Origin of the sequence: Raineyella fluvialis (genome assembly GCF_009646095.1) — a bacterium.
Classification (GTDB): domain Bacteria; phylum Actinomycetota; class Actinomycetes; order Propionibacteriales; family Propionibacteriaceae; genus Raineyella; species Raineyella fluvialis.
In genome coordinates this window covers 850800-877748 of sequence record NZ_CP045725.1, presented here as the reverse complement: position 1 = coordinate 877748, position 26949 = coordinate 850800, and the positions used below count along the sequence as shown (strand labels likewise).

25 protein-coding genes and 1 pseudogene are annotated in these 26949 nt (G+C 71.8%); 11 read left to right on the top strand and 15 right to left on the bottom strand.

The window, feature by feature from the left end; genetic code table 11:
• The first annotated feature begins 8 nt into the window (after positions 1-8).
• The 3 genes from Rai3103_RS04055 to Rai3103_RS04045 are packed head-to-tail and all read left to right on the top strand — an operon-like array spanning position 9 to position 3831.
• Complete coding sequence (locus tag Rai3103_RS04055; RefSeq protein WP_228489147.1) at positions 9-1598, top strand: MFS transporter; 1590 nt, start codon at positions 9-11, stop codon at positions 1596-1598.
• Positions 1598-2722 carry a LacI family DNA-binding transcriptional regulator gene (locus Rai3103_RS04050; RefSeq protein ID WP_228489146.1) on the top strand — a complete coding sequence of 375 codons (1125 nt, stop codon included), beginning with the start codon at positions 1598-1600 and terminating at the stop codon, positions 2720-2722. The genes Rai3103_RS04055 and Rai3103_RS04050 overlap by 1 nt, the downstream gene beginning before the upstream one ends.
• Positions 2719-3831, top strand: coding sequence for a zinc-binding dehydrogenase (locus Rai3103_RS04045; protein ID WP_228489145.1), 1113 nt, complete (start codon positions 2719-2721; stop codon positions 3829-3831). Before Rai3103_RS04050 ends, Rai3103_RS04045 begins: the two co-directional genes overlap by 4 nt.
• Positions 3832-3859: 28 nt before the next feature.
• Here the strand turns inward: Rai3103_RS04045 and Rai3103_RS04040 are convergent, their stop codons facing one another.
• From Rai3103_RS04040 to Rai3103_RS04030, 3 genes are all read right to left on the bottom strand, one after another.
• Positions 3860-4078: a hypothetical protein gene (locus Rai3103_RS04040; RefSeq protein ID WP_153571502.1), complete on the bottom strand. Its 219-nt coding sequence runs from the start codon at positions 4076-4078 to the stop codon at positions 3860-3862.
• A gap of 203 nt (positions 4079-4281) precedes the next feature.
• Positions 4282-5568: an FAD-dependent oxidoreductase gene (locus Rai3103_RS04035; RefSeq protein WP_228489144.1), complete on the bottom strand. Its 1287-nt coding sequence runs from the start codon at positions 5566-5568 to the stop codon at positions 4282-4284.
• Between the two features lie 38 nt (positions 5569-5606).
• Positions 5607-6491 carry a 2-oxoglutarate and iron-dependent oxygenase domain-containing protein gene (locus Rai3103_RS04030; protein WP_153571501.1) on the bottom strand — a complete coding sequence of 295 codons (885 nt, stop codon included), beginning with the start codon at positions 6489-6491 and terminating at the stop codon, positions 5607-5609.
• 316 nt (positions 6492-6807) lie between these two features.
• Between Rai3103_RS04030 and Rai3103_RS04025 the strand changes: the two genes are divergently transcribed.
• Genes Rai3103_RS04025 through Rai3103_RS04015 form a run of 3 tightly spaced genes read left to right on the top strand, consistent with a single transcriptional unit; the run spans position 6808 to position 8492 of the window.
• Complete coding sequence (locus Rai3103_RS04025) at positions 6808-7434, top strand: cytidylate kinase family protein (protein WP_194793258.1); 627 nt, start codon at positions 6808-6810, stop codon at positions 7432-7434.
• A 45-nt stretch (positions 7435-7479) separates the two neighbouring features.
• Positions 7480-8361, top strand: a complete 882-nt coding sequence (locus tag Rai3103_RS04020) for an amidohydrolase family protein (protein ID WP_153571499.1) — start codon at positions 7480-7482, stop codon at positions 8359-8361.
• Positions 8328-8492: an amidohydrolase family protein gene (locus Rai3103_RS04015; RefSeq protein ID WP_153571498.1), complete on the top strand. Its 165-nt coding sequence runs from the start codon at positions 8328-8330 to the stop codon at positions 8490-8492. The genes Rai3103_RS04020 and Rai3103_RS04015 overlap by 34 nt, the downstream gene beginning before the upstream one ends.
• On the opposite strand, the gene Rai3103_RS04010 is transcribed toward Rai3103_RS04015, so the two are convergent.
• The 3 genes from Rai3103_RS04010 to Rai3103_RS04000 form a co-directional block, all read right to left on the bottom strand.
• Positions 8489-8926: a YajG family lipoprotein gene (locus Rai3103_RS04010; RefSeq protein WP_153571497.1), complete on the bottom strand. Its 438-nt coding sequence runs from the start codon at positions 8924-8926 to the stop codon at positions 8489-8491. The two genes, Rai3103_RS04015 and Rai3103_RS04010, sit on opposite strands and share 4 nt — an antisense overlap.
• A gap of 7 nt (positions 8927-8933) precedes the next feature.
• The gene (locus Rai3103_RS04005) at positions 8934-9557 is read right to left on the bottom strand and encodes a hypothetical protein (RefSeq protein ID WP_153571496.1); all 624 of its coding nucleotides are present in this window, start codon (positions 9555-9557) and stop codon (positions 8934-8936) included.
• Positions 9558-9641: 84 nt separating this feature from the next.
• Positions 9642-11099 (bottom strand): hypothetical protein, encoded by a 1458-nt coding sequence (locus Rai3103_RS04000; RefSeq protein ID WP_153571495.1) that lies wholly within the window; start codon positions 11097-11099, stop codon positions 9642-9644.
• A gap of 43 nt (positions 11100-11142) precedes the next feature.
• On the opposite strand from Rai3103_RS04000, the gene Rai3103_RS03995 reads away from it, so the two are divergent.
• Positions 11143-12321, top strand: coding sequence for a hypothetical protein (locus tag Rai3103_RS03995; protein WP_153571494.1), 1179 nt, complete (start codon positions 11143-11145; stop codon positions 12319-12321).
• 83 nt (positions 12322-12404) lie between these two features.
• Here the strand turns inward: Rai3103_RS03995 and Rai3103_RS03990 are convergent, their stop codons facing one another.
• From Rai3103_RS03990 to Rai3103_RS03975, 4 genes are read right to left on the bottom strand one after another with little or no spacing between them, the layout of a single operon-like run.
• Positions 12405-12671, bottom strand: a complete 267-nt coding sequence (locus tag Rai3103_RS03990) for an HPr family phosphocarrier protein (protein ID WP_153571493.1) — start codon at positions 12669-12671, stop codon at positions 12405-12407.
• A 43-nt stretch (positions 12672-12714) separates the two neighbouring features.
• Positions 12715-14709, bottom strand: a complete 1995-nt coding sequence (locus Rai3103_RS03985) for a PTS fructose transporter subunit IIABC (protein ID WP_153571492.1) — start codon at positions 14707-14709, stop codon at positions 12715-12717.
• Positions 14710-14721: 12 nt separating this feature from the next.
• Positions 14722-15684 carry a 1-phosphofructokinase family hexose kinase gene (locus Rai3103_RS03980; protein ID WP_153571491.1) on the bottom strand — a complete coding sequence of 321 codons (963 nt, stop codon included), beginning with the start codon at positions 15682-15684 and terminating at the stop codon, positions 14722-14724.
• Positions 15681-16460, bottom strand: coding sequence for a DeoR/GlpR family DNA-binding transcription regulator (locus Rai3103_RS03975; protein WP_153571490.1), 780 nt, complete (start codon positions 16458-16460; stop codon positions 15681-15683). Before Rai3103_RS03975 ends, Rai3103_RS03980 begins: the two co-directional genes overlap by 4 nt.
• A 220-nt stretch (positions 16461-16680) precedes the next feature.
• On the opposite strand from Rai3103_RS03975, the gene ptsP reads away from it, so the two are divergent.
• A complete protein-coding gene (ptsP, locus tag Rai3103_RS03970; RefSeq protein ID WP_153571489.1) occupies positions 16681-18384 on the top strand; it encodes a phosphoenolpyruvate--protein phosphotransferase in 1704 nt (567 codons plus the stop codon).
• An 18-nt stretch (positions 18385-18402) separates the two neighbouring features.
• Here ptsP and Rai3103_RS03965 read toward each other — a convergent pair whose 3' ends face one another.
• From Rai3103_RS03965 to Rai3103_RS03955, 3 genes are read right to left on the bottom strand one after another with little or no spacing between them, the layout of a single operon-like run.
• The gene (locus Rai3103_RS03965) at positions 18403-19233 is read right to left on the bottom strand and encodes an ABC transporter permease (protein WP_153571488.1); all 831 of its coding nucleotides are present in this window, start codon (positions 19231-19233) and stop codon (positions 18403-18405) included.
• Positions 19220-20161 (bottom strand): ABC transporter ATP-binding protein, encoded by a 942-nt coding sequence (locus tag Rai3103_RS03960; protein ID WP_153571487.1) that lies wholly within the window; start codon positions 20159-20161, stop codon positions 19220-19222. Before Rai3103_RS03960 ends, Rai3103_RS03965 begins: the two co-directional genes overlap by 14 nt.
• Before the next feature lie 3 nt (positions 20162-20164).
• Complete coding sequence (locus Rai3103_RS03955; protein ID WP_153571486.1) at positions 20165-21229, bottom strand: LolA family protein; 1065 nt, start codon at positions 21227-21229, stop codon at positions 20165-20167.
• Positions 21230-21291: 62 nt separating this feature from the next.
• On the opposite strand from Rai3103_RS03955, the gene Rai3103_RS03950 reads away from it, so the two are divergent.
• Positions 21292-22626 (top strand): hypothetical protein, encoded by a 1335-nt coding sequence (locus tag Rai3103_RS03950; RefSeq protein ID WP_153571485.1) that lies wholly within the window; start codon positions 21292-21294, stop codon positions 22624-22626.
• 4 nt (positions 22627-22630) lie between these two features.
• Here the strand turns inward: Rai3103_RS03950 and Rai3103_RS03945 are convergent, their stop codons facing one another.
• Entirely contained in the window at positions 22631-23170 is a 540-nt protein-coding gene (locus Rai3103_RS03945; RefSeq protein WP_153571484.1) for a TetR/AcrR family transcriptional regulator, read from the bottom strand.
• A gap of 97 nt (positions 23171-23267) precedes the next feature.
• Between Rai3103_RS03945 and Rai3103_RS03940 the strand changes: the two genes are divergently transcribed.
• On the top strand, positions 23268-23804 hold the full coding sequence (locus Rai3103_RS03940; RefSeq protein ID WP_153571483.1) for a hypothetical protein: 537 nt from the start codon (positions 23268-23270) through the stop codon (positions 23802-23804).
• On the opposite strand, the gene Rai3103_RS03935 is transcribed toward Rai3103_RS03940, so the two are convergent.
• The gene (locus Rai3103_RS03935) at positions 23732-25864 is read right to left on the bottom strand and encodes a TIM-barrel domain-containing protein (protein WP_153571482.1); all 2133 of its coding nucleotides are present in this window, start codon (positions 25862-25864) and stop codon (positions 23732-23734) included. The two genes, Rai3103_RS03940 and Rai3103_RS03935, sit on opposite strands and share 73 nt — an antisense overlap.
• Between Rai3103_RS03935 and Rai3103_RS17405 the strand changes: the two are divergent.
• Positions 25840-26895 (top strand): annotated as a pseudogene (locus Rai3103_RS17405) (ABC1 kinase family protein); the annotation flags it as partial. The gene Rai3103_RS03935 and the pseudogene Rai3103_RS17405 overlap by 25 nt on opposite strands.
• Between the last annotated feature and the right edge of the window lie 54 nt (positions 26896-26949).

Here is a 26949-nt window from a genome sequence, read left to right as displayed (position 1 = left end):
ATCCGGTCATGAGCCCGTACAGGGACGTCGAGCCGGGCGACGTCGCCGAGCTCGTCAGGACGACCCCGCCCTCCGGGAAGAAGCGCTCGATCGCCCTGCTGGCAGCGGTGGCGACGTTCGGATCGCTGTTGTTCGGCTACGACACCGGGGTGATCGCCGGCGCGCTGCCGTACATGTACCTGCCCCGCGTCGCCGGCGGCCTGCAGCTCACCTCCGTGGAGGAGGGGCTGGTCGGTGGCATCCTCGCCCTGGGCGCGGCCTTCGGCGCGATCATCGGGGGGCGGCTGTCCGACCGCTACGGCCGGCGCCACAACATCCTCATGCTCGCGGTGATCTTCATCGTCGGCACGCTCGGGTGCACGCTCGCCCCCAATGTCCTGGTGCTCTACCCGTTCCGCTTCATCCTCGGCTGGGCTGTCGGCGGCGCCTCATCGACGGTGCCGATCTATTTGGCCGAGACCGCTCCGAAGCGGATCCGCGGACCCCTGATCGCCGTGGACCAGTTCATGATCGTCACCGGCCAGCTGCTCGCGTACACCATGAATGCCGCGCTGTCGTCGGCGAACGGCGGCCCCCGGGTGCAGGTGGCCGCCGACCCGACCGGGCAGTTCGCCACGGGCCAGTGGTACGCCTGGGACGCCGTGAGCACCATCCCGCACCTCGTCGTCTCGGCCGGCAACGGCCAGACCTGGCGCTACATGCTGGTGCTCGCCACCATCCCGGCCATCGCGCTGTGGGTCGGCATGCGGATGATGCCGGAGTCCTCCCGCTGGTACGCCGCCAAGGGTCGCTACGTGGAGTCCATCGGTGCGCTCAAGCGCGTCCGCGATGAGCGCCGCGACGACGTCGCCACCGAGATCGGCCAGATGGTCGAGGTCCACCGCCTCGAGGCCCAGCAGGAGAAGTGGACCCTGACCCAGGCCTGGCGGATCCGGTGGACCCGCAGGATCATCATCATCGGCTGCTTCCTCGGCTTCTTCGACCAGCTCACCGGCATCAACACCGCGATGTACTACCTGCCGAAGATCCTGCACGCCGCCGGCTTCTCCTCGGCGAACTCGATCACGCTCAACGTGGTGACCGGTGTGGCCTCCTGCATCGGCTCGGCGGTCGGTTTCGTGCTCGTCGGCAGGCTGATGCGCCGCCATGTGGGCATGTACCAGGAGACCGGTGTGACGCTGTCGCTCTTCGCGTTGGCGCTGGTCTTCGGGCTGGGCATCGGCCCGCACATGAACCCGGACGGCACCATCGCCAACACCGTCCCGGCCGTGCTGCCGTGGGTGGTCGTGGGCCTGGTCTCGATCTTCGTCTTCATCAAGCAGTCCGGCACCGTCAACTGGATCCTGGTCTCGGAGATCTTCCCCAGCCGGATCCGCGGCGTCGCCCAGGGCCTCGCCGTCGGCGCCCTCTGGATCATGAATGCCGTCGTGACCTTCGCCTTCCCGGTGATGATCGCGCGACTCGGTGCCGCCTGGACGTACGCGGTGTTCGGCGCGATCAACGTGGTCGCCCTGGTCTTCTACATCGTGGTGGTCCCCGAGACGAAGACCTCCTCGCTGGAGGAGATCGAGGAGACCCTGCAGGCGCGGTTCTCCTGATGGCCCGCAATCCGACGCAGAGTGACGTGGCGCGAGCGGTCGGCGTCTCGCGCGGCCTGGTCTCCATGGCCCTCTCCGGTTCGCCCGCCGTGGCGGAGGAGACCCGGGAACGGATCCTCCGCGTGGCGCGCGAACTCGGCTACACCCGCGACCTCGGCGCCGCCTCGTTGGCCGCCCGGCGCTCCCGCGTGCTGGGCGTCGTGCTGCCCGACCTGCGCAACCCGTTCCTCGAGGGCATCGTCAGCGCCCTGCAGGACGAGGCCGAGAGCCGGGGGTTGGTGTCCCTGGTGGCGACCGCCTCGGACGACGTCGGCCGGGAGTTGACGATCCTGCGGCGCTTCCATGAGTTGCGGGTCGCTGGCGTGGTGATGGTGTCGCCAGTCCAGCCGCCGGAGGGATTGGAACGGGCGGGGGAGCTGATGCCCCTGGTGCTGATCGGCGCCGATGGTCCGTGGCGTTCGCTGGACTCCGTCCACGTGGACGAGGACGCGGCGGCCCGCCTGATCGTCGACCATGTCCGCGAACGTGGCTGGACTTCGCTCATCTCCCTCTCCGAGCGCAAGGGCCCCGGAGAGGTGTGGATCCAGCGCCGTCAGGTCGCCCTGTCCCGGGCCGCCGCGGCCGTCGGGTTGCCGTTCGACGCGGTGGCCATCGACGGGGATGCGGCCATCTCCGCCGCCCTGCTGGACCACCTGCACCCCGGGGCCAGGCTGGCGGTCGCCGCGCACAACGACCTGGTCGCCATCGACGCCCTGACCGCGGTCCGGGCGATGGGTCTGGTCCCCGGCACGGACGTCGGCGTCGTCGGCTTCGACGACACGCACCTCGCCCGTCGCCCCGAGTTCGACATCACCTCGGTGTCCCAGGATTCCCCCGACTCGCCCGGCTGGCGATGCTGGCGCTGGGGGAGGTCACCGCGAGCGGCGGTGAGTCCGGTCGGCGCGGTCGCGAATGGCTGGTCGACCCCCACCTGTCCGTACGAAGCTCCTCCTAGCAGCCCAACCCCCTTACCGATACTTTGTCCTAACAAAGACTTCACAACGAAAGGTTCTGTCGGTAGTCTGGTAGCGCGAAGACTCCAACGAAGGGTTCTAAAATGTCTGCACAAATCCCGTCCACCATGAGGGCCGCGGTCCTCCGTGACCCGGCGGAGGGACTCCGGATCGAGGAGATCCGGACCCCCCACCCGAAGGCCGGAGAGGTGCTGATCAAGGTCGCGGCCTGCGGTCTGTGCCACTCCGACCTCCACGTGCTGGGCGGGGCGATCGCCTTCCCGCTGCCCGCGGTCGTCGGGCACGAGGTGTCGGGGCAGATCGTCGAGGTCGGCCCGGGCAACGAGCACACCGGGCTGGCTGTCGGGCAGCAGGTCGCAGGGGCGTTCCTGATGCCGTGTGGTCAGTGCGATGCGTGCGCCGCGGGGCGCGACGACCTGTGCGGACCGTTCTTCGAGCTCAACCGCCTCCAGGGCCGGCTCTACGACGGCACCACCCGGCTGGCGACCCTCGATGGTGATCCCATCGCGATGTACTCGATGGGTGGCCTCGCCGAGTACGCGGTCATCCCGTCGACATCGGTCACCCCGGTGCCGGACGACTTCGACGTGGTGTCCGGGGCGATCCTCGGCTGCGCCGCGATGACGGCGTACGGGGCGGTCCGTCGCGGCGCCGACCTGCGCAGCGGCGAGACCGTGGCCGTGGTGGCCACCGGTGGTGTCGGCTCGACGATCATCCCGATCGCGAAGTCCTTCGGGGCGCGCCAGATCGTCGCGATCGACGTGTCCGACGAGAAGTTGGCGGACGCCCGGGCCCTGGGTGCCACCCATACGGTGAACTCGGCCACCTCGGCCGACGTCCGCGCCGAGGTCTTCGCCGTCACCGGCGGGCGTGGGGTCGATGTCGCCTTCGAGGCGCTGGGCCGTCCGCAGACCTGGACCACTGCCCTCGACGTGCTCGCCGACGGCGGCCGGATGGTGCCGATCGGTCTGGGCGCCGGGGTGCAGACCGCGCCGGTGGAGATCAACCGGACCGTTCGCCGGTCCCAGTCGATTCTCGGCTCGTACGGCGCGCGGACCCGCCAGGACCTGCCCGAGGTTGTCCGGCTGGCGGCGGCGGGAGTCGTCGACTACCGCGGTCTGGTCAGCCGCCGCTACCCCCTGGAGCAGGTCGCCGACGGGTATGCGGCGCTGCGCCGCGGAGAGATCCGTGGGCGGGCCGTCGTCGACATGTCGCTGTGACCGTCGCTGGGCCCGCCCACGGGCGGGCTCAGCGGGTCAGCAGGGAGAAGGCGTGCGCGGTGGTCACGGCGCAGGCGATCAGGCCGGCCGCGATGGCCACCAGCGGGGTGGTGAGGGCGACACCGCCGACGACGAGGGCGGCACAGACCAGCAGCAGGGCGATCAGGCCGACGGGCAGCCCGGTGGTGGCGAGCTGGTTCAGCTCGGCGCTGCGGCGGGCGGTGAGGTGAGTGGTGACGGTCGACATGACATTTCTCCTGTCATTTGAGGTGACCGTCCTGAACCAGCGACCGTGGTGGTTCAGCACGGTCGCTGTGCTCTTCGTTTACCTGCGATCAATATGTTAGTACAAAGTGTGGGTCGAGGGTGAGTCGGTCTTTTCGTACGGTGGCACGAGATCGGTCCGTCCGTCCCGGCACAGGCGCATCAGGTCCGCCCACGCGCTGATCTTCACCCGGGCGCGGCCGAGCGCTTCCCCGCGAGCCAGTTCCGCGGCGTCGATGGCCAGCCAGTCGTCGTACGTTGTCGGGTGCACGCCCTGCAGGCGGAGGTCCGGTAGTGGGTCGCCCGGATGGCGCGGTGCCGGCCCAGGTCCTCCAGCAGGTGCCCCACCGTCTCGGCCGCATCGGACTTGTTCGTGCCGATGACACCGATCGGTCCACGCTTGATCCAGCCGGTGACGTACTCCCCGGGCATCACCTCGCCGGAGGCGGCCAGGACCCGGCCCTCGCGGTTGGGCACCACACCGCGCTTCTCGTCGAAGGGCACCCCGGGCAGTCGGATGCTCCGGTAGCCGATGGAGCGCAGCACCAGGTCCGCGGGTATCGTCGCGACCTCGCCGGTGGCCACCACCTCACCGTTCGGGTCGAGCCTCGTCCGGGCCAGTTCGAGGGTCTCCACGTGGTCGGTGCCATGCAGGGCGATCGGACGGTGCCAGAACAGGAAGTGCAGCCGACGGCGGACCTCGGCCGGGTCGGGCCTCTCGGCGGCCTCGCGCAGGGCAGCGATGTTGGCCGCCGTCCGGCGGTCCAGGGAGTCCTCCTCGATCCCGTCGAACGCGCCTTCCCCGACACGCACCGCCAGCCCCGGCGTGGCGAGCAGTTCGCGCAACTCCTTGGTGGTGTAGCTGGCGAATTGCGGGCCGCGACGGCCGATGATCCAGATGTCGGTCACCTGCGAGCGGGCCAACTCGGCCAGGACGGCCTCCGGCATGTCAGTGCCGGCGAGGGTGGCGGGGTCCTTGGCGAGGATCCGGGCCACGTCGACCGCCACGTTGCCCACCCCGACGCAGGCGACGGAGCGTACGCCCCGCAGCGACTGCGGTTGGGCGTCGGGATGTCCGCCGTACCAGGCGACGAACTGCCGGGCCGAGCCGCTGCCGGGCAGGTCCTCTCCGGGCACGCCCATCATCAGATCACCCGAGGCGCCCACCGCATAGATGACGGCGTCGTACGCCTCGACGAGTTCGCGCCGGCTGATGTCGCGCCCCAGGTCGACGGTGCCGAGGAACCGGACCCGGGCGGAGTCGAAGGTGTGCGCCAGGGCCTGGGCGACGGAGCGGATGCTGGTGTGGTCCGGCGCCACCCCGTACCGGAGCAGCCCGAACGGGGTGGGCAACCGGTCGAACAGGTCGACCAGCACGGGCGCTTGCTGCTGGGTGACGAGGTGCTGGGCGGCGAAGAGACCGGCCGGTCCCGCCCCGACGATGGCGACGCGGTACGGCAGTGCCTCCACCATGCCAGCTCCTTTGTCAGGGTGGCGCCGAGCCTAGTCCGTCAGGCCGCCACTGGCCACCACTCCCCGGCGGTCAGGTGGGCCAGGTCCAGCGGTTGGGGCACCACCCCGTAGGGCGCGTCGAAGGTGTACGTGAGCGTGACGCGTTCCCGGCTCGCCGGCAACAGTCGATGGGGCGCCGCGCGCAGGTATCCGTCGGTGAGGTCCTCCAGCACGTCGCCGACGGTGACGAGGAAGGCGCCCGGCACTCGGTCGGCCGGGATCCACCGGTGGTCCACGAGTGTCTGGTCGGCGGCCTCGCTCCAGGAGTCGATCCACCGCAGGGTGAGGACCCCGGCGTCGGTGTGCGAGGAGATCGGGTGGGTGGCGACGCCGTCCCCGCCGAGCTCGCGGGCCACCGAGGTCCAGGTCGCAGGGTCTCCGGCGAAGTTCCGGTCGAAGGTCTCGGGATCCAGTTCGAGAGCGACGGCGAGTTGGCGCAGGACCGCCCGGGCGACCTCCGTCGCGCGGTCCTGGAACCACAGGGCCCGATCCCGCAGGGCGGGCAGGCGGGCGGGCCACTGGTTGGGGCCGACGAGGGAGTCGCCGGGCCCGGAGCGCCGCTCGGCCGGTATCGCCGGCAGTTCGGCGCCGAGGTCGAATTGTTCGCGCCAGCCCTCGGCTTCGCCGATGCCGAAACTGGTCCAACCACGGAACTGCTCGGAGCGCACGGTGTCCACCTCCGCCTTGTCCTCGGTCGGCAGGGCGAAGAAGAGCCGGGAGAGGTCGAGCAGCTGACCGGGGATGTCGGGACGGATGCCGTGGCCGGTGAGGTAGAAGGCGCCGGTGTCGCGGACGACCGAACGCAGGTCGGTGGGATGCAGCCGGCCGAGGTCGAGGAGCGGCAGCTGCCGGGTGCCGGAGGGCGTGAGGGTGGACAGAGACATGACAGGAACTCCTGGGGACAAGCAGAGCGGAAAGGGGATCGTCCGGGGACGCGCCGAGGCGTCGGGCGCTGGGGCCGACAGGCTCAGCGCGACAGCATTCGCCCACACCGGCACGCGCGACACGACATCGCCGCGATGGCGGCGACGGGGTGCGGGGCTGGGGCGATGTGCTGCATGGGACTCCTCAAGAGGATGCTTGCAGGGACGACATTAGAGGAACTTTCATCAGCATTCAAGATTGTTGATGGCTGGGGTGGGTGCGGCCGTCGTCCTCCGGGCCTACTGTGGGACCATCCGCGCGAGAGGAAGGCCGGCCATGTCCCCCGATCAGGTTCCCGCCGCCCTGGTGATCACCATGTGGGAGCAGTACGGCTCCGGAATGACCGACGTGGCCGACCGGGTCGGCCGGCAACTGTCGCTGCCCGTGACCGGGCAGGCGTTCTCCTCGGAGGACCTCGAGGCCCAGGAGGAGGCCGAGGAGCGCAACGGCGGTTTCCTGGACCGTCTCGCCGCGGTCCTCGGTGCCGTCCCCTCCGGCCTGAGCGCCGCCAAGGCGGCCGACGTCAACGAGCGGGAGGGCTTCGAGCAACTGGTTGCGGACAACCGGGCGCTGGTGCTGTCCATGGCGGCTCAGGGGGGCATCATCCTCGGCCACGACGCGACGAAGATCCTCGCCGGCCGGCCGAACACCCTGCACGTCAAGTTCGTCGGACCGGTGGAGGAACGGGTCGCCCGTGCGGCGGCCGACCGTGGGATCGGTACGGAGCGGGCCCGCCGTCGTCAGGAGCGCGAGGACCGGGTCCGCGTGGAGATGGCCGATCGGTTCAACCGCTGGGACCCGCGGGGCACCGACTACTGGGACCTCATCGTCAACACCACCACGCTGGGGACCGACGGGGCCGCCGACTTGGTCGTCCGGGCCGCAGGGCGCATCCGCGGCTGAGCGCGAACGCCTGCCGGAACCGGGCCGGAGTCCTACCGTGGGTACATGAGCCCGGGCTACCCAGCACTTCGCCAGGTCGACGTCCATACCCACGCCATGCCGAGGCCACTCCTGGGCTGGTTGGCGGAGCGGGGGCTGGCTGACCTCGCCGGTCTGGCCGACGGCGTCGTCGACCTCGACCCGGTCCTGACCGGTGGGTCGACGCGCACCACGCTGAGCTGTCCGGCGCCGGCGTACGACGTCGGGCCGCGCTTGGCGGCGATGGACGAGGCGGGCGTGGAGGTGCAGGCCGTCGCGGTCTCGCCCCATCTGCGCGCCGCGGCGTCCGGCGACACCGCCTTGGTCCTGGAACTGACACGTCGCAGCAACGAGGCGCTGGCCGCCTTCGTGGCCGAGGCTCCCGACCACCTCGTCGCGCTCGCGACGGTGCCGGTCGGCCTGCCGGAGGCCGCCGAGGAGGTGCGCTACTGCCTCGACGAACTCGGGATGGCGGGCGTCTCCCTCGGCACGCACGGTGCCGGGCGCGACCTCACCGATCCCGTGCACACCCCGCTGTGGCAGGTGCTGGCCGAGCGCAGGGTCTTCGCCCTGCTGCATCCGGTGGGCGGGCCGGGCGACCTGGGGGACAGCGGCGAGCCGTGGGCCGGGTCGGTGACGGCGGCGGTGGACATCGCGCTCGCCGTCGCCGGGCTGCTGCGCGCCGGCACCCTGGAGACGTACGACTTCCCCCTCTGCCTGACGTACGGGGGCGGCGCCCTGCCCGCGGTGCGCGGCATGATGCAGCGGGGGTGGGAGCGGCTCGGCGAGGGGCCGGCCCTGCGCCACTCGCCCTCGACCAGCTGCGCCGGCTCTACTACGACACCGCGACCTTCGACACCCTCGCACTCCAGCAGTTGGTCGAGTTCGCCGGACCGGCCCGGGTGCTGATGGGCAGCGACTACCCCGCGCCGATGGGTGACGAGGATCCGATCGGTGTCGTGGAGGCCTGCCAGTTCGGCCCGGTGCAGGAGATGATCATCGGGGTGACGGCCACCGCGCTGCTGCGGATCAATCCCTAGCGGCCGGTGCCCCGCAAGGAGCCGGTGATCGGCGTCGGCGCGACCGCCACACACACCGTCGGTGGGCTGCCAGCCCGGTCCCAGGCGTCCGCGGAGGCGGTGAGCACCCGGATCTGGTTGGTGCTGTGGTCCGAACCGGCCCCCACGTACGCCTGGTAGGCGGCGGGGCAGCCGGCGTTGTCGAGGACCGCGAACACCTCGCCCGTGTGGTCGAGGTCGCAGGCGAGCACCTCGAGGTAGGCCACCTTGCCGTCGCGGGGGAGCCGGTCGCCGTCGACACACATGCCGGTGCGCAGATCGGCCAGGTGCACCATCGTCGCCGGGGGTGGCGTCTGCGGCTTGGGGGTGGCCATCATGCTCTGTGACCCGGTGGCGCAACCGGCCAGCGGCAGGGTGAGGGCCACCAGCAGCATGGCGGGGGAGAGGCGTCGCATCCGGGGCTCAGAGCAGACGGCCCTCGGCCGTCAGGAGTCGGGTCCGCGCACCGGCAGGCAGGCCGTCGAGCAGCGCGTCGGTCACGGCCAGCACGGCCCCGCCCCGGCGGGCCCGGGCGGTGACCCGTTCGCGGACCTCGACGGTGGTGTGGTTGGTCAGGTCCACCAGGACGATCGGGGCCGGGTGGAGCAGCGTCGCCGCGATCGCCAGCACGCTGCGGTCCGACCCGCGCGTGTCGCCGGCCTTGAGATCGACCGCGTGGCCATGCCCGAGGGCGGCCAGTTCGGCGGCCGCGGCGTCGACCGTGCAGTGCGCGATCTCGGCCACGGCGTGGGCACAGGAGAGCGCGGGGTGGGCGGCCCGCAGCAGAATGCTGCAGACGATCCGGCGACGCCGGACCGCGACCACGTCACGGGCGCAGGCCACCGCGAGGTCGGTCTCGCCCTCGGGGCCCCGGTACACCAGGTGCCCCGACGTCAGGCTGCAGCTACTGGCGATCAGGCGCAGCAGGTTGCGCCGCGTCCGTTCCTCGGCCGCGGTGACGACGGTGACCAGACCCGAGGTGAGCTCGAGGTCGATGTCGCGCACGGTGGCGGCCCCCGGCAGGTCACCGTTCAGTGCGGTGGCCACCAGACTGACCGGCCCCTCCATCAGGGGCTCGGCAGGGCGAGGGGGGCGAACACGGGGGTGACGCTACCGCATGCGGGCGAGCGTTCACACCCCGAGGGGTGCGCGGCCGGCAACGAAGGCCGCCAGCGCGTCCCGCATCGCCGTCACCTCTTCCAGTGCGGTCGAGCTCACCGGGTGGACGTCCGCCAGCGCCGCGTCGAGATCATCGGCGCCCAGCGGGGCCACCCCCGCGAGGGCCTCCAGCGCTCCGGGCATCGCGAAGCCACCAGCCGCCTCCCCGCTCCATCGCCGGTAGTCCCAGCGTCCGCGGATGCACCAGTCGAGGTCCAGCACCTCACCGTCAGCCTGCCGGATCTCGTCGGCCGGGACCCACCCCGGCAGCGGTGGCAGCGGCTGCGCCTCGACCGACGGGGCTGCCGGCTCGTTCGCCGGCCGGCGTCCGAAGAGCCGCCCGAACAGTCCGGGCTCGGTCTCCACCGGCGGGCGGCGATGGACCGAGAGGACCAGATGGGCTGGGTCGAGCGCGATGAGCCGGACGACGCGGCCGTCGGGGGCGTGCGCCACCAGGCCGTGGGAGTCGAGGTCGAGGCGGCGGCTACCCTTCGGGCTGCCGGCCGCGGCCTCGCGGACCGCGGCGACGCCCCAGCCGAGCGTCCGGTGGACCGCCTGGGCGAACTCCTGGTCGGCCGGGTCCGGCCGGGCCGGAGGGGCGACGTGCTCGGCGCCCTCCACCGGCAGGACGTCGGCCCGCTCCATCGTCCGGCGGGCGGCGTCGTACGCGGCGGGTGGCCTGGTGAGGGACACCACGCCGAGCGGCGCCTCCCCGGCGAGGTGCCCCCACAGCTGGTAGGCCAGCCGGGCCGTCCGTTCAGCGGTGACCCGAGGCACCGCGGCGCGGCGCAGGTGGCCCGACAGCACGACCAGGTGGTCGGCCAGCGCGCCCGGATCGAGGGCGACGTCGGGGTCGACCATGGCGTTCCAGGCGATCCGGGCCAGCGGCAGCAGCTCGCCCGCCCAGGTGCGGCCGGGATCGTACGACCACGGGTCGGCCGACCACCACAGCAACATGGCCAGTGCCTCGATCGTCGCCTCGTCGGAGGTGAGTGGTTCCAGGGTCGCGGCCACGGCCGGGTGGGACCACGGCCGGCGGGCGTCGACGCCCACCTCTCTGCGCGGCGTGGCCTCCCAGCGGCCGTCCTCGGCCCAGGCGATCAGCGAGTAGCGCTGCGACGGGTCCGCCTCGACCCAGGCGGGAGCGCCGTCGAGATGCCACGCAGCGCTCTGCGATCCGGGCTCGGTGACCCCGGGAGCGTACGCGGACAACACGTGGCGCCGCACGCCGTCAGCGGTGACGTCGACGAGCGTCGCCCAGCCGCCCTCCTCGGACGCCGCGGACAGTCCGTTGCCGAGCAGCGTCCAGGGGGAGGTCCGCGGGGATCCGTCGGCCAGCAGCTCGGCATGCAGGGCGAGCACGCCCCAGCGGACGAGCACCGGGTTCATCCGGGCGAGCAAGCGGCTCGTGGAAGGGAGGTAATCGGCCATGTGCCCATCCTGCCGTGTCCGGCGACCTCGGTACGCTGACCCCATGCGTTGGCGAGGATGGAGGGCCGCGGCTGCCGGCTTGGCGGTCTGCGGACTGGTGGCCGGATGCGGCACCGCCCAGGGTGCGGCGGCGACCGGGACCGGGCGTCTCGCCGACATCGCCACCCGCAACTTCGTCTACCGGGGTGGGTGCGGCTGGGACAAGCCCGCCCTCGACACGCCGATGGCCTGGGGCCGTCAGACCGGCCTCGCCACCCGAGTGGGTGCGCTGCCCTCTCGCGCCGAAGTGGTCGACTATCTGCGGGTCCGGCTGGGCGCCCCGGCCAAGGACTACCTGGCGGTGCGGGTGCAGTGCTCCATCGGCGACCGGACGGCCACCGGCTGGCACCTGCTCGGCTTCGACGGGACGCAGGCGGTCGATCTCGGCATCGTCGCGGCGGCCTACGGGCCGGTCGATGTCCGGGTGAGCGACGGCCAGCTCGTCGTCCGGCACGAGTACCGGCGCACCAGCGACCACGGGCTGTCCGACACGGGTGTCGTCGACTACCGGGTCGCCGTCGTCGGCGCCACCCCGGTGCGCCTCTACGGCGATCAGCAGACCTCGGACGCCCCGTCGGCGGTGGCCGGCTGGGCGCCGAACGCCTGGCGCGCCGGTGTCGTCACGCTGGTCCGTTCGACCGGGCAGGCGGGGGCGACCAGCCCGCATCTGGGCGTGCAGACCGACCCGCTGACCGCGCTGACCACCGATGACCTCACCGTCGGGGACGCCGGCTGCACCCCCGTCGCCACCTGGACCCACGCCGGTCAACGGATCGATCCCGCCCGCACCGCCGGATGGGTGCGTCCCGACGGGGCGGGCCAGCGCGGCACGAAGGTGACGCTGTCCCTGCCCACGGATGCCCCCGACATGGCCCGGGTGGCGCGCCCCTCGGTTCCGCTCGGCACCGCGATCCGTGGTCTGCTGGTCACCGGTTCCGGGCTCGTGCCGGCCCTGGCCGACGCGGGGACAGGGACCGGCACCGCGGACACTGTCCCGGTGACCTCACTGGCGCCGTCCGACGACCAGCTGGAGGACCAGCCGTTCGGGGGGCCGACGGCCCTGTTCCGCGACGCCGACGGCACGGTGCTGCTCGCCGGCCGCTGGACCGCGCCCGGCCCCGCCGAGGGCGCCGGCATGCGTCCGATGCCCGATCCGGCAGTGCTGCCGCTCACCGGTTGCTGACCCACCGACCCACCGGCATGCAGTGAGCCCCGGCCACCCATCAGGGCGGCCGGGGCTCACTGCGTACGGTGCGTGACCTGTCGTCAGGCGTCGAGGTCCTGCTCGACGAGGGCGGCGATCTTCTTCATCGCCTCCTCGTTCTCCGACTCCACGACGACCTCGCGACCCTTGGAGGCCCCGAGGGCCATGATCAGCAGGGACGAGCTGGCGTCAGCGGGCTCCTCGTCCGGATCATCGGCGAGCGAGATCAGGATCTCGTCGTCGTAGGCCGAGGCGGCCTCGGCGATGATCGAGGCGGGGCGGGCGTGCAGGCCCACAGCGGAGCCGACGATGACCTTGGTGGACGGCATGGGATCCTCCTTCGTGATCGGTGCGCTTCAGCCTACTGGGCGCTCAGGCGGCGACGGGGGCGGGGGTGGTCGCCTCGTCGGCGATCTTCGCCCGGGTGGCCGTCTTCAGCACGATCACCAGGAAGGCGCCGAGCGCCGTACCCGCGGCCAGGGCCACCAGGAAGCCCAGGATCGGGTTGATCGCGAAGAAGACGAAGATGCCGCCGTGGGGCGCCCGCAGGGTGACGTGGAAGGCCATCGACAGGGCACCGGTGAGGGCACCGCCGGCCATCATCGAGGGGATGACCCGGAACGGGTCGGCCGCGGCGAACGGGATGGCGCCCTCGGAGATGAAGGACGCGCCCAGCAGCCAGGCCGCCCGGCCGTTCTCCAACTCGGCCTCGGTGAACAGCTTCTTGCGCACGGTGGTCGCCAGCGCCATCGCCAGCGGGGGCACCATGCCGGAGGCCATCACGGCCGCCATGATCATGAACGCCGCGTCGGTGTTGGCGGACAGACCCGCGGTGGCGAAGAGGTAGGCCGCCTTGTTGACCGGGCCGCCGAGGTCGAAGCACATCATCAGGCCGAGGACGATGCCGAGGACGATGGTGCCGCCCGCGGACATCCCGGTCAGCCAGGCCTCGAGGGCCTTGGTCAGCATGGCCAGCGGCTTGCCGAGCAGCAGGTACATCAGCGCGCCAGTGATGAGGGTTGTCAGCAGCGGGATGATGACCACCGGCATGAGGCCGGCGAGCCAGCGGGGCGCCTTGAACGAGCCGATCCACATCGCGATCAGACCGGCGATCAGGCCGGTGATCAGGCCGCCGATGAAGCCGGCGCCGACGGCCACCGCGACCGTGCCGCCGACGAAGCCGGGGGCGATGCCGGGCCGGCCGGCCAGGGCGTACGCGATGTAGCCGGACAGGGCCGGGACGAGGAAGCCGAAGGCTGCCCCGCCGATCGTGAACAGCACCACGCCGATGTACTGCATCGCGCCGCCTGGCGGCAGGTTCGCCAGGGTGTTGTTGGCCATGATGTCCTTGGCGGTCGTGCCGAGGGCGATCTGGTACCCGCCGAACAGGAAGCCGAGGGCGATCAGCAGACCGCCGGCGGCGACGAACGGGATCATGTACGACACGCCGGTCATCAGCGCCTGCTGGATGCGCTTGCCCCAGTTGAGGTTGCCGGTGTCCGACCCGGCCGTCTCGGCGGCACCGCCACCGGCGATCCGGTGGCCGCTCGGGCTGTCGGCCGCCGCGATCGCCTTGGAGATCAGCCCCTTCGGGTCGGAGATGCCGGCCTTCACGCCGGACTCGACGCCGGGCTTGCCGGCGAACCGGTCGCGGTCACGTACGCCGACGTCGGTGGCGAAGATGACCGCATCGGCCTGCTCGATCACCTCGCGGGGGAGCGCGGTGAAGCTCGAGGAGCCCTGGGTCTCGACCTCCATCTCGTAGCCGAGTTCCTTCGCCGCCTGGGCGAGCGAGTCGGCGGCCATGTAGGTGTGGGCGATGCCCGTCGGGCAGGCGGTCACGGCGACCAGGCGACGGGGAGCGGCGGCCGGAGCAGCGGCGGCGGCGGCCGGAGCAGCGGCTGCGGTGGCACCCTGCGGGTTGACCACGCCGTTGACCAGGTCGACGACTTCCTGCGGCGAGGACGCGGCCCGCAGGGAGGCCACGAAGTCCTTGCGGACCAGGGCCCGGGCGAGCTTGGAGAGCAGCTTGAGGTGCTCCTGGCCCTCGCCCTCGGCGGCGGCGATCAGGAAGACGAGGTCGGCGTCACTGTCCTTGTCGCCGAAACTCACGGCGGGTCGCAGCCGGGCGAAGGCGAGCGAACCGGTGGTGACGTGGGCGGAGCGGCAGTGTGGGATGGCGATGCCGCCGGGCAGACCGGTGGCGGCCTTGGCCTCGCGGTCCAGAGCGTCGGTGGCCAGACCGGCCGCGGACGTGGCGCGACCGGCTGCCTCCACCTTGGCGGCGAGAGAGCGGATGACGTCTTCCTTGGTGGCGCCGAGATCGGCGTCGAGGGTCACCAACTCCGGGGTGATGAGCTCAGACATGACAGGGGGTCCTTACAGGGTGTAGGCGGCGACGGTGGCGCCGTTGGGGTCGGTCTGGTCGGGTCGGGGAACAGTGGTGCCAGGGAGCGCGGTGGCTCCCGATCCGTACGCCACCGCATGGCGCAGGCAGTCGGCCGGGGAGTCTCCCCGGACATGGGAGCGGAGGAAGCCGGCGAGTGATGAGTCACCGGCGCCCACCGTGCTGATCGGGACGATCGAGGGCGAGGTGGCCGTCCAGGCCCCCTCGGCCGAGGCGAGGACGGCGCCCGCGGCGCCGAGGGTGGCCAGGACGTACGTGACGCCCTTGTCCACGAGGGCCCGCGCGGCCTGCACCGTGGGACCGAAGTCGCCCTGCTCCGCCGCCTTCTCCAGCAGGTCGCCGTCGGCGCCGGTCAACTGGGCCAGTTCGAACGCGTTGGGCTTGAGCAGGTCCGGGGCGGAGGCGGGCAGGCGGGCGGCGAGGGCCTCCAGCGGTGCGTCGGACGTGTCGACGGCGATCTTGACCCCGGTGGGCCGGAGCGCGTCGACGAGGTCGGCGTACCAGTCGGCGGTGGGGCCGGGCGGCAGCGAGCCGCACAGGGCGATCCAGTCCGCGTCGCGGGCCATCGACACCAGGGTGTCGGTGAGAACGGCCAGCCCGTCGGGACCGATGGGGCTGCCCGGCTCGTTGATCTTGGTGGTGGTGCCGTCGTCCTCGGAGAGGGTGATGTTGGTCCGGACCCGGCTGGTGACCGGGATCGGGCGGTGCTCCACCCCGGCCTCACGGAGCGCCTCGGTGAGAGGGTGCACACTCGGGGAGGGCAGCACGGCGACGGACGGTACGTGGGCCAGGTGCAACGCCCGTGCGACGTTCACACCCTTGCCGCCGGGTCCGTCATGGAGGGCGCGGATCCGGTTCACCCCGCCGCGCAGCAGGGGTTCGTCGAGCTCGGCCGTACGGTCGATGCTCGGGTTGGCGGTGAAGGTGACGATCATACGATGACGACCTCGGTCTCGTGGGCGGACAGGGCGGAGGCGAGGGCCGCGGGCGGCCTCCCGTCGGTGATCAGGACATCGATCTCGCCGAGCGTGGCGAAGCTGATGAAGAAGTCGTGTCCGAACTTCGAGCGATCGGCCAGGGCGACGGTGCGCCGGGAGGCGGCGATCATGGCGCGCTTGACGGCGGCTTCGGCGGCGTCGGGGGTGGTGAGGCCGAAGGTGCCGGAGATCCCGTTGGTGCCGACGAACGCGACGTCCACCCGCAGGCGGCGGAGGGTCTCCAGGGCGGTGGCGCCGACCGTCGACTGGGTGACGCCGCGGACGGTTCCACCGAGGATGTGCACGGTGTGGTGCGGCACGGCGGAGAGGGTCATGGCGGCGGGCACGGAGTCGGTGACCACGGACAGGTTGGTGAAGGTGATCCCCGGGGCGACCAGCAGGCCGGCCAGCGCCCCGGTGGAGGAGCCGGCGTCGAGGATGATCGTGCCGTCCTGGTGCGGGACGTACGCCAGGGCGGCCTCGGCCATCGCCCGTTTGGAGCCGGCGTTGGCGATCTCGCGTTCCGGCAGCGTGGTCTCGCGCCCGTCGAACCCGATCACCGGGATCGCCCCGCCGTGTACCCGCTTGAGTACTCCGTCGGTCTCCAGGACGTCGAGGTCCCGACGGATCGTCTCCGGAGCGACCTCGAACTGCGAGGCGAGGTCGACGACGCGTACGCGTCCCTCGTTGCGTGCTTCGTCCGCGATCGCGGCGCGACGCTCTTCGGCGTACATCAGTCCTCCTTCGGAGCCTCGGGTGCCCCCACCGGATGCCCGAACGGGCCTCGGCGTAGGGTGTCGTGGTACGGAACACGAACCTGTGTTCATGCCCGTTTGGGTGCCCGACTGTCCACAAGTATGCCCGAACGTGTTGGAATGTCAACCGTCGTCGGCTATCGTTATGCCACAGCAACCCCGGGCCCGCAGTGCCCGCGGTTTCGAGGAAGTAGGAGAGATGACCGCTGCGCAGTTTCCGGCCAAGATCCCCGGTGAGCCCGACCTGCTGGCCGGACTAGGTGTCGTCGGGGGCGTCGGTTACGCCCCGGCGCAGTGGGTCCGGCCTCGCCCCGCCCTGCCCACGCAGGGTGCCGTGGTGCCCGAGGAGGGCCGCCAGACCGAGAAGGACCGCTTCGCCGCCGCTGCCGCCGTGGTCGGCAGCCGCCTGTCCAGCCGCGCCGGCATGGTGACCGGCCATGCCTCCGAAGTGCTCGCCGCCACCGCGGCGCTCGCCACGGACAAGGGCTGGCAGCGTACGGTGAACAAGTTGATCGACCAGGGCGCTCCGGCGGACTGGGCCGCCGTGCAGGCCACCGACACCTTCGTCGCCAAGTTCGAGAAGATCGGCGGCCTGATGGCCGAGCGGACGACCGACCTGAAGGACGTACGTGACCGCGTCATCGCCGAGCTGCGCGGAGAGCCTGAGCCCGGTGTTCCGGATCCCGATTCCCCGGTGGTCCTGCTGGCCGACGACCTGGCGCCGGCCGACACCGCCGGGCTGCGGCCCGAGGTGATCGCCGGCCTGGTCACCCAGCTGGGTGGCAAGACCAGCCACACCGCCATCATCGCCCGCCAGCTCGGCATCCCCTGCATCGTGGCGGTCGGCGCCCGGCTCGTCGAGATCGCCGACGGCACGCCGCTGCTGGTCGACGGCGACACCGGTGACATCGAACCCAACCCGGACGAGCGTGAGGCCCACCGCCGCGTCGACGAGGCCGCCGTCAAGGCCGAGCGCATCCGCGCCTGGCGCGGGCCGGCGCAGACCGCTGACGGGCACCGGGTGCAGTTGCTCGCCAATGTCCAGGACGGCGCAGCCGCCCGCAAGGCCGCCGCCCCGGGGATCGCCGAGGGGGTCGGCCTCTTCCGCACCGAGCTCGCCTTCCTCACCGCTCAGGTCGAGCCGAGCCTGGAGGAGCAGGTCCAGGTCTACTCGGAGGTCTTCGAGGCGTTCCGCGGCAAGAAGGTCGTCGTGCGCACCCTCGACGCCGGGTCGGACAAGCCGCTGGCCTTCGCGAACATGCCGCACGAGGAGAACCCCTCCCTCGGTGTCCGCGGCATGCGGATCGCGCTGGACAAGCCGGAGATCCTCACCCGTCAGCTCGACGCCATCGCGGCCGCCGCGGGCGAGGCCGACGTGGAGGCATGGGTGATGGCGCCGATGGTGTCCACGGTCTCGGAGGCCGAGTGGTTCGCCGGGCTCTGCCGCGAGCGTGGCCTGTATCCGGGCATCATGGTCGAGGTCCCGGCCATCGCGCTGGTCGCCGACCAGGTGCTCGAGTACGTCGAGTTCTTCTCGATCGGCACCAACGACCTGTCCCAGTACACGATGGCCGCGGACCGGATGTCGCCGTACCTGGCCAACCTGACCGACCCCTGGCAGCCGGGCGTGCTGAAGCTCGTCCAGCTCACCGCCGAGGCGGGCAAGCGTCACGGCAAGGCGGTTGGCGTATGCGGCGAGGCAGCCGCCGATCCGCAGCTCGCCTGTGTGCTGATCGGCTTGGGGATCACGTCGCTGTCGGCCGCCGCGCCGGCTCTGCCGGGCGTGGGGGCGCAGCTGGCCGCGGTGACGATGGACCAGTGCCGTCGCGCCGCCGAGGCGGCGGTGTCGGCCAAGGGTTCGGTCCAGGGTCGGGACGCGGTCGCGGCCATCCTCGCGGAGTGAGGGCCGTCCGCCGGGACGTCAGGAGGTGACGTCCCGGCGGACGAACACCGTCCTGGCGGCGACCAGGAAGACCACCGTGTAGCCGAGGGCGAGCCACAGCCCCCGGACCATCCCCTGCCCGAAGATCGGGTCGCGGAACAGGTCGCCGAAGGCCAGCCAGTGATGTACGAGCAGCCACGGATGCAACCAGCCGAGCTGGGGGATTGCGTCGAGGATCCACAGCAACGCCGCCACCGCGGTCGTCGCCACCATCGCGACGATCGGCTGTTCGGTGAGGGTGGAGATGAACAACCCGATGGCGGCCAGGGCCGCGAGGCCGGCGGCGATGTAGAGGACGGCGAGGATGAGCCGTCCGGTCGCCGCCGGCATCCCGATCGTGCTGCCGGACAGGGTGGTCATGGCCGGGAGCCCGAACGCCAGCCCGCCGGCCACCACCCCGGCCAGCGCCACGATGCCGGCGGCCTCGAGCGCCCCGATCACCAGCGCCACGTACTTGGTGAGCAGCAGCCGGGTCCGCGGCACCGGCACGGCCAGAAGGTAGCGCAGCGTGCCCAGTCCCGCCTCCCCGGCGATGGCGTCACCGGCCAGCACGGCGATGGCGAGGGGGAGGAACAGGGTGAGCTCCACCGACAACGCCGCCAGGGCCACGAAGATGCCGTTCGAAGTGATGGCGCTGAAGAAGTCGGGGCCGTGGCCGCCGTGGGAGCCGGAGACCTTGATGGTGACGGCGATCATCACCGGCAGCGCCGCCAGCACGAGCAGCCCGAACTGATTGCGCCGGCGCCCCAGTGTGAGCCCCAGCTCCGACCGCAGCAACCGTCCCCAGGCGCCCACCTCAGCCACTGACATCGAAGCCCTCCCCGGTGAGACCGATGAAGACGTCCTCCAGTGAGGCTGTGCGGACGCCGAACTCCCGTACGCCCACGCCACCGCCGACCAGGGCGGCGACGACGGTCTCGGGCACCAGCCCATCGGCGCGAGCGGTCACCGTCTCCCCATCACGATGGACGTCGGTGGCACCCAATCCGACCAGCACCTCGACGGCCCGCTCCGGATCGGCGGTGACGACCCGATGGGTGGTCCGGCCGCGAGCCCGCAGCTCGTCGAGCGGTCCCTGGGCGACGAGCCGACCCTCGCGCATCACCCCGAGGTGGGTGCAGACCTGCTCGATCTCGGAGAGCAGGTGGCTGGAGACGAGCACGGTGATCCCCTCCGCGGCCAGGGAAGCGATCAGATGGCGTACCTCCCGGGTGCCCTGCGGGTCGAGCCCGTTCGTCGGCTCGTCGAGGACGAGCAGGTCGCGGGGGACGAGGAGCCCGGCGGCGATCCCGAGCCGCTGCTTCATCCCCAGCGAATACACCCGGTAGCGCTTGTCCCGGGCCTGCGAGAGACCCACCCGGTGCAGGGCGGCGTCGATGCGGGCCCTGGAGGTCCGTGGGTCGCTCCGCGCGTCGGCGGCATCCAGCCGGGCCAGGTTCGCCCGGCCGCTGAGCTGGGGGTGGAAGGCGGGCCCCTCCACCAGGGCCCCGACGCGGCCGAGGACCTGGGCGGCCTTCCGGGGCACCGGCGTGCCGAGGACGGTGATGTCACCGCGGGTGGGCCGGGCCAGGGCGAGCAGCATCCGGATGGTCGTCGTCTTGCCCGATCCGTTGGGGCCGAGGAAGCCATATACGGCACCGGTCGGCACGGTCAGGTCGATACCGTCGACCACCCGGCGGTGGCCGAATTCCTTGGTCAGGCCGCGGGTGTGGATCGCGGCCCCGGAGTCGGACGGCACCGCTCAGCCGAGGGCGCTGAAGAGCTGGTCCGCGGGGACGGCGCCGACGGCCAACCGGCCGTCATCGGTCAGCACCGCCGAGAACAGGGTGCCCTGCAGCAGGCGGCCGCTGCCCCAGGAACCACTCACCCTGGGCAGCGACTCGAGCAGCTGCTTCGCCTGCTGGCCCTGTGCCGAGGTGTCGGCCGGCAGCGTCCCGACCTTTTCGACCAGCACCGTGTCCCAGCCGTCACCGACGACCTTCGGCTTCTCCGCCGACGTCCCACCCTGGCCCTGCTTCGACGCCTCCGGGGCCGGCTGTTCCTTGACGGTGGTGCCGCTGGGTGCGCTGAACGTGAAGAGCTTGGCGTCCGGGGTCGCGTAGGTGAGCGAGGTGAAGCCGATCTGGACGGCATGGTCCTTCGCGTCGACTGCGTCGACCGTCACCTGGAGCACCAGGTGCGTCTCCGCGTCGATCGCCACCTGGGCCGAGCGGACCAGCGTCTTCTCGCCGGCCGCCGGCGTGAACACCAGGTCGTACGCCGGGCGCCCGGCGACCCGGGAGGCTCCGCGGGTGGTCACGCTGGTCGAGGGTCCGACCGCCGCGAGCACCTGCTGGGCGGCCTGCTCCGGGGTGGTCGCGGCACCGCTGGGTTGCGGGTGCTGGGGCGTCGTCGGTGTGGTGAGTCTGGTGTGCGTGGCACTGCGGTCGGCGCTGGCGTACGTCCAGACATCGGCGCCACTGCGGATCACCGACGTCTCCGCGTTGTTCCCGATCACCGAGACCCGGCTGCGGGTGTCCCCGTCGTTCCAGACCCGCAGGGTGTGGGTGCCGGTGAGGAGCCCGGTCAGGCCTGAGGTGTCGCCCGTCTGGGTGGTGGGCAGCGTCGGGAGGCCCAGATCGGTCGTGGTCTGCACCGTGCCGCTGAACGTACGGGTGGTCGGCGACTGGATGTCGACGAGGAGCTGCTCGGCCGATCGGGCGGGCAGGTCGGGAGAAGCCTGGGCACTGGTGGCAGCGACCACGCCGCCTCCCAGCAGGGCCACGCCGACCGCCGCAGCGGTCCAGCGCCTCACCTTCGCAGTCATGCTCCCAGTTTAGGTTCGAGGTGCCCCGATCACGATGATCGAGGCACCGATAGCCTCCGGATATGCCCGTTGAACCTCCCACACCGCACCTCGAGGCGTGGCGCAGCTATCTGCACGCCAGAGCCGGCGTCAGCGATGCCGACGCCGATGCCCTGACCGGCCAACTGGTCGACGTCGTCGGGCAGCTGGGCCAGGCCGGCCTGTCTGCTGACGAGGCCTTCCTGGTGGCGGTGAAGCGACTGGGTGGGCGCGATGCCAGGATCCGGGGCTTCGGGAGGGAACTCCCCGGCCTGCTGTGGGAGGGGACCGGGCCGGGGTCGCGCCGCTCGGGGGCCGCGGTCGCCGTCGGTTTCGCCGTTCTCGCGGGATTGGCGGTGCGGGTGCCCTTCCTGGTCGCCTCGGCGCCGCCGGGATCCGCGCCGGGGGCCGCCACGGCGGCCGTCCTCGGCGTGGCCGTGGTGCTCGGGGCCTACCTCGCCGTGGTCCGGCGGAGGTTCGTGCCGGGCGTGGTCGCCACAGGCCTGGGCATCGTCGTCCTCCTCGGCCTGGTGCAGGCTCTCTACCCGTTCGCACCCCGGGGCCAGACCCAGACGCTCTTCCTGCTGCACCTGCCGATCGTGCTGTGGCTCGTCCTGGGGGCGGTCTACCTGGGGCCCGGCTGGCGGGCACCGGAGCGGTGGATCGAGGTCGTCCGGTTCACCGGGGAATCGATCATCCACTTCGTCCTCATCGCGCTCGGTGGTGGCGTCCTGCTGGGCCTGGCGAACGGCATGTTCCGGGTGGCGGGGATCGAGGCGATGACGGTCCTCGACTCCTGGGTGTTGCCGCTCGGTGTCGGGGGCGCTGTCGTCATCGCGGCATGGCTGGTCGAGGCGGGCAAGAGCGTCACCGGTAGCCTGGCGGCGGTGCTCACCCGGATCTTCACGCCCCTGTTCACGGTGTTCCTGCTCGCCTTCCTGGTGGCGGTCCTCTGGACCGGGCAGTCGTTGCGGGCCGACCGCGACCTCCTCATCCTGATGGACGTGCTCCTCGCGGTCGTGCTGGGTCTCGTGGTGTTCTCCCTCTCGTCGCGCCCATCCGCGGCGGCCCCGGACTGGACCGATCGCTGGCGGCTGGTGCTGCTGGTCAGCGCCCTCGCCGTCGACGTCCTGGTCCTCCTGGCGATCGGCGCACGGATCGCCGAATGGGGTGCCAGCCCGAACCGGCTGGCGGCCGCGGGGGAGAACGTCGTGCTGGCGATCAATCTGTCCGGAGCCGCCTGGCTCCAACTGGGATTCCTGCGGGGGAAGCGGTCGTTCACGTCCCTGGTCGGCTGGCAGTGCCGGTACCTCCCGGTCCTGGGGGTGTGGGCCGCCGTGGTCGCCGTGGGGTTCGGGCCCCTTTTCGGCTACCTCTGACCGGCTACCTCGAACCGAGGGTGGCCATCTGGCGCTCGAGCGTACGGTCGAAGAGTTCTTCGGCCGGGGGTTCGCTGCCGACGAAGTGGCCGGCGAGCTCCAGGCCGATGAAGCCCACGAGTTGGGCCAGCTCCGGGACGGCGTCGGCGACGTCGGCCAGCGCGAGAAACGGGGCGATCGCCGTGGCGGCCGCCGGGATGGTCTCCTCGGGCGCGCGGTAGTCGGGGATCGGGGTGCCGTAGATGAGCTGGAACTCGAAGGGGTGCTTCCGGGCCCAGTCACGGAAGCCGGCGGCCCGCTCCCGCCAGCGCGGGGGGAGGGCGGCGAGGTGGGCCCCCAGGCGCTCGTACGACTCGATGATCAGGGCGGTGAGCAGGGCGTCGCGGGTCGGGAAGTAGCGGTAGACCGCCGACGACACCAGGCCGACCTCCCGGGCGACCGCGCGCATGGACAGGCCCGCCCCACCGACCGTGGCGATCTGCTCGCGCGCGGCCGCCATGATCCGCGCCATCGTCTCCGCCCGTGCTTCATCGCGTACGCCCATGCCCACATTCTTTCAGAGAGCACTGCTCTTGCTTCCTTGGGGGTGTTGCGGCAAACTGAGAGCAGTGCTCTCTCAACTCCTCCGGAAGGAACGTCCAATGCGTCTCTCCGCTCTTGTCGCCGGGATCCTGATGGCCGCCTACCTGCTGATGCGGCCCTATCCCGATGACCTCACCTCACCGTGGTGGATCGCCGCCCACGTCTGCGGCATCGGGGCCTTCATCGCCCTCGCCGCGCTGGCTGACAGGATCGGCGGCCCCGGTCGTCCGGTCACCGCGCTCGGTGCCGCGCTGGTCCTGCCGTACTACGGCGCCGAGACCTTCGGGCTGGCCGCCGGCGCCGATCCGGTCGCGACCCGGATGCAGCCGGTCGCCCTCGCCATGTTCGGCCTGGGGCTGCTGCTGGTGGCCGTCGGAGGGATCCTGCTCGCCCGCCGCCGTCCGGCGGCGTGGCCCCTCGGCGTCCTGATGGCCCTGGTGCTGCCGCAGTTCTACCTGCCGGCGTACGGACGGATGGCCTTCGGGGTGGCGTTCCTCGCCGCGGCGATCTGGCTGGTCGCCCGTCAGAGTGCCCGGATGCGCCGGGAGATCTCGGCCGCGGCGGTGTCCTCGGCCCGGTGGAGCACCGGCGGCTGACCGATCAGGGAGCGGATCCGCACCACCTGGTCGCCGGTGTACTCCTCGCCGGTCCACACCAGCACCCAGCGACCGGGAGGCAGGGTCACCTCGCGGGAGGTGGCGCCGGGCTCCATCACCGGCGCCACCAGGAAGCTCGGCCCGAAGAAGTACTGGTCGTCGCGACGGGCTGCCGTCGTCCCCGGCACCTCGAGACAGCAATGCCGCATCGACGGCAGTTCGTCGGCCACCACCTGGGCGCGATAGGCCGCCAGTTCCGCGAAGACCTTGGTCTGCTGGACGAAGGCGGGCGTGACGTCCGGGTCCCAGACCTGGGCGTTCTCGGCCGGCCGGTTGCCCTCGTGCGTCCGCAGCACCGGTGACCAGACGTACCACTCGCTCCAGCGGAGCAGCAGTTCGGCGTTCCTGGTGGTGCGGATGACGGGCTGCGGCAGGGCGGTGTAGCCGCCCACGTCTCCGTGTATCACCGGTAGTCCGCTCAGGCCGCCGGCCAGGATACCGAGCAGCGCGGAGGCCATCCCGTCGTGCGCATCCCACGAGGTCAGCTGGTCGCCGGCCCAGTGGGGCGCTCGCGTTCCGCGCCACGCCGAGCGGTGGAAGACGAACTCGTCGCTGCCCCGCACGCTCGCACACAGCTCCTCCCAGAGCACCGGCCAGCGGTTGTGCAGGGTGCGCGGATCCCCGTCGTGGAGCACCGCGTCGAAGGGCAGCGACTCGCCGAAGTCGGCCATCCAGCCCCCGGTCCTCGGCATCGCCTCGATCACCTGGCCGAACCAGTCGGACGCGTCGGGGTTGGTGAGGTCGACCATCACGGCGGAGAAGCCGTCCTGGTCGAGCACGTACGGGCCGCCGTCCGGATGACCGACGAGGAAGCCCTGCTGCAGGGCCTCGTGGTAGAGGTCCCGGCGCACCCCGCCGGGCTTCTCGCCGGCCTCGACCAGGAACGGGTTGATGTAGGTGAGCACCTGGATGCCGCGTGCCGCGAGCTCACCCACCAGCTGCTCCCAGTCGGGGTAGCGACGCCGGTCCAGCTCCCAGGTCCACCACAACCGGTCACCGAACGACGTCGTCCGCTCACCGACCCAGTCCTGGATCCACACTCCGCTGATCGCCGCACCCTCCAGCGCGGCGAGCTTGCGGCGGACCTCCGCCGTGCCGCCCTGCATCGCGATGATGGCCCCGCTCGTCGTCCACTGCGGCAGGGGGTCGTGGGGCGTGCGGACCAGGTCGTGGGGCGCGGCGGCGGTCCGCCACCGCGCGGTGACCCGATCGGTCCAGACCGCGACGTCCACCCGGTCGTTGCGCAGGTCGACCTCGGCGACCTGGTCCTCGTCCCAGTCCAGGGCCCGCAGCCGGTCGGTGACAAGCGCGGGCATCGGAGCGTACGTCGTGGTGGGGGAGCCGCCGGCCCCTTTGGTGGCTTCGACGATCGCGGTGAGGGGCTCCTTGCCCCGGCCGACGCCCTGCTCCCGGGCCGCGAGAACGACGTAACGGCCGCGCAGATCGGTCGGACAGAACTGGGCCCCCAGGCCGCGGACCGGCTCGTCGGCGGCCAGGTCGCCGCGGAGCATCACCACGTCGGCCCCGGGCACGGTGAGGTCGATCTCGAGGACGTCGTCGTGAGAGACCAGGGTCAGCGCCCAGGACTTCTCCTCACCCTGGACGGCAGCGAAGCGGCCGCTCATCCGCAGCGTGCCGGCCGCCACCACCTCGGCCGCCTCACAGCGGACGTCGGACCACCACCTGTCGAGCCGGCGATGGTCGCTGAAGTGGCCGTGCACGTCGGTCCAGTCGAGGGCGCCGCGCCCGGCGGCGAGGACGCCCGTCCGGGCCCACCACACCGGCACCCCGGCCCGCAGCACCCGGAACCGGCTCCCCAGCTCCACCTGGTGCCCACCAAGGTCGTACGTCCCGGCGGCCGACCCGGCGTGCCATGTCCCCGACGGCAGCACCGACGGTGCCGCGTACGGACTGCGCAGCGAGATGCCGGCGGCCGTGAGGGCACCCACGGCCACCACGCCGCCGCCCAGCGCCAATGCCGACCGCCGATCCACCCGCATGGATGCATCGTGGCACGGCGGGTGCCATGTACGGTGGTGGCATGCCCGGTCACCTCCAGCGGTATCGAGAGATCGCCCAGGTGCTCTCCCGCAACGGTCTGTACGCCACGGCCTACCAGGCCGGGCTCGGCCGCTGGCTGCCGGCGCTCGGCCACGGCTACGTCAATCCGCGCGATGCCGACGACATCCGCCCCGAGATCCTCGTCCAGACGTTCCGGGATCTCGGCACCACGTACGTGAAGTTCGGCCAGGCGCTGTCGATGCGCCGCGACCTGCTGCCCGACGCCTACTGCGACGCCCTCAGCACGCTGACCGACTCCGAGCCACCCATCCCCGTCGAGGACATCCGCGCGGTGATCCGGGCCGATCTCGGCGCCGATGTCGGTGAACTCTTCGCCTCCTTCGACGACATCGCGATCGCGACCGCCTCGATCGGGCAGGTGCACGCGGCCGTCCTCCACGACGGGCGCGACGTCGTGGTGAAGGTGCGCAAGCCCGGGGTGGTCGACAAGGTCGCGGAGGATCTCGAGATCCTCGGCAACATCGCCCGCCATCTCGAACGCAACCGGGGGTTCTTCGGCGACATCGGCGTCGGGGGTCTGGTCGAGGAGTTCAGCCGGGCGCTGCGGGCGGAGATGGACTACACCATCGAGGCGCACGCGTGCGAGGAGTTCGGCGCCTTCTTCGCCGACGACAAGCGCATCCACATCCCCTGGATCCACTGGGACACCAGTTCCAGCCGGGTGCTGACGATGGAGCGGCTGACCGGCATCCGGGTCGACAACGTCGCAGCCCTCGACGCCCAAGGCATCGACCGGCACTCACTCGCCCTGCGCAGCTGCGAGATGCTGCTGCGGATGGTCTTCGAGCTGGGGAGGTTCCACGCCGACCCGCACTCCGGCAACCTGCTGATCGAGCCCGACGGCACCATCGGGGTGATCGACTTCGGCATGATCGGGCGGATGACCCCGGTGATGACCCGGCAGTTCGCGGCCATCATCGTCGGAATGTTCCGTAACGACCCCAATGTGGTAGCCGAAGCGCTCGTCGCCCTGGCCCCACCGCGCGGCCGGTTGGACCGGCCG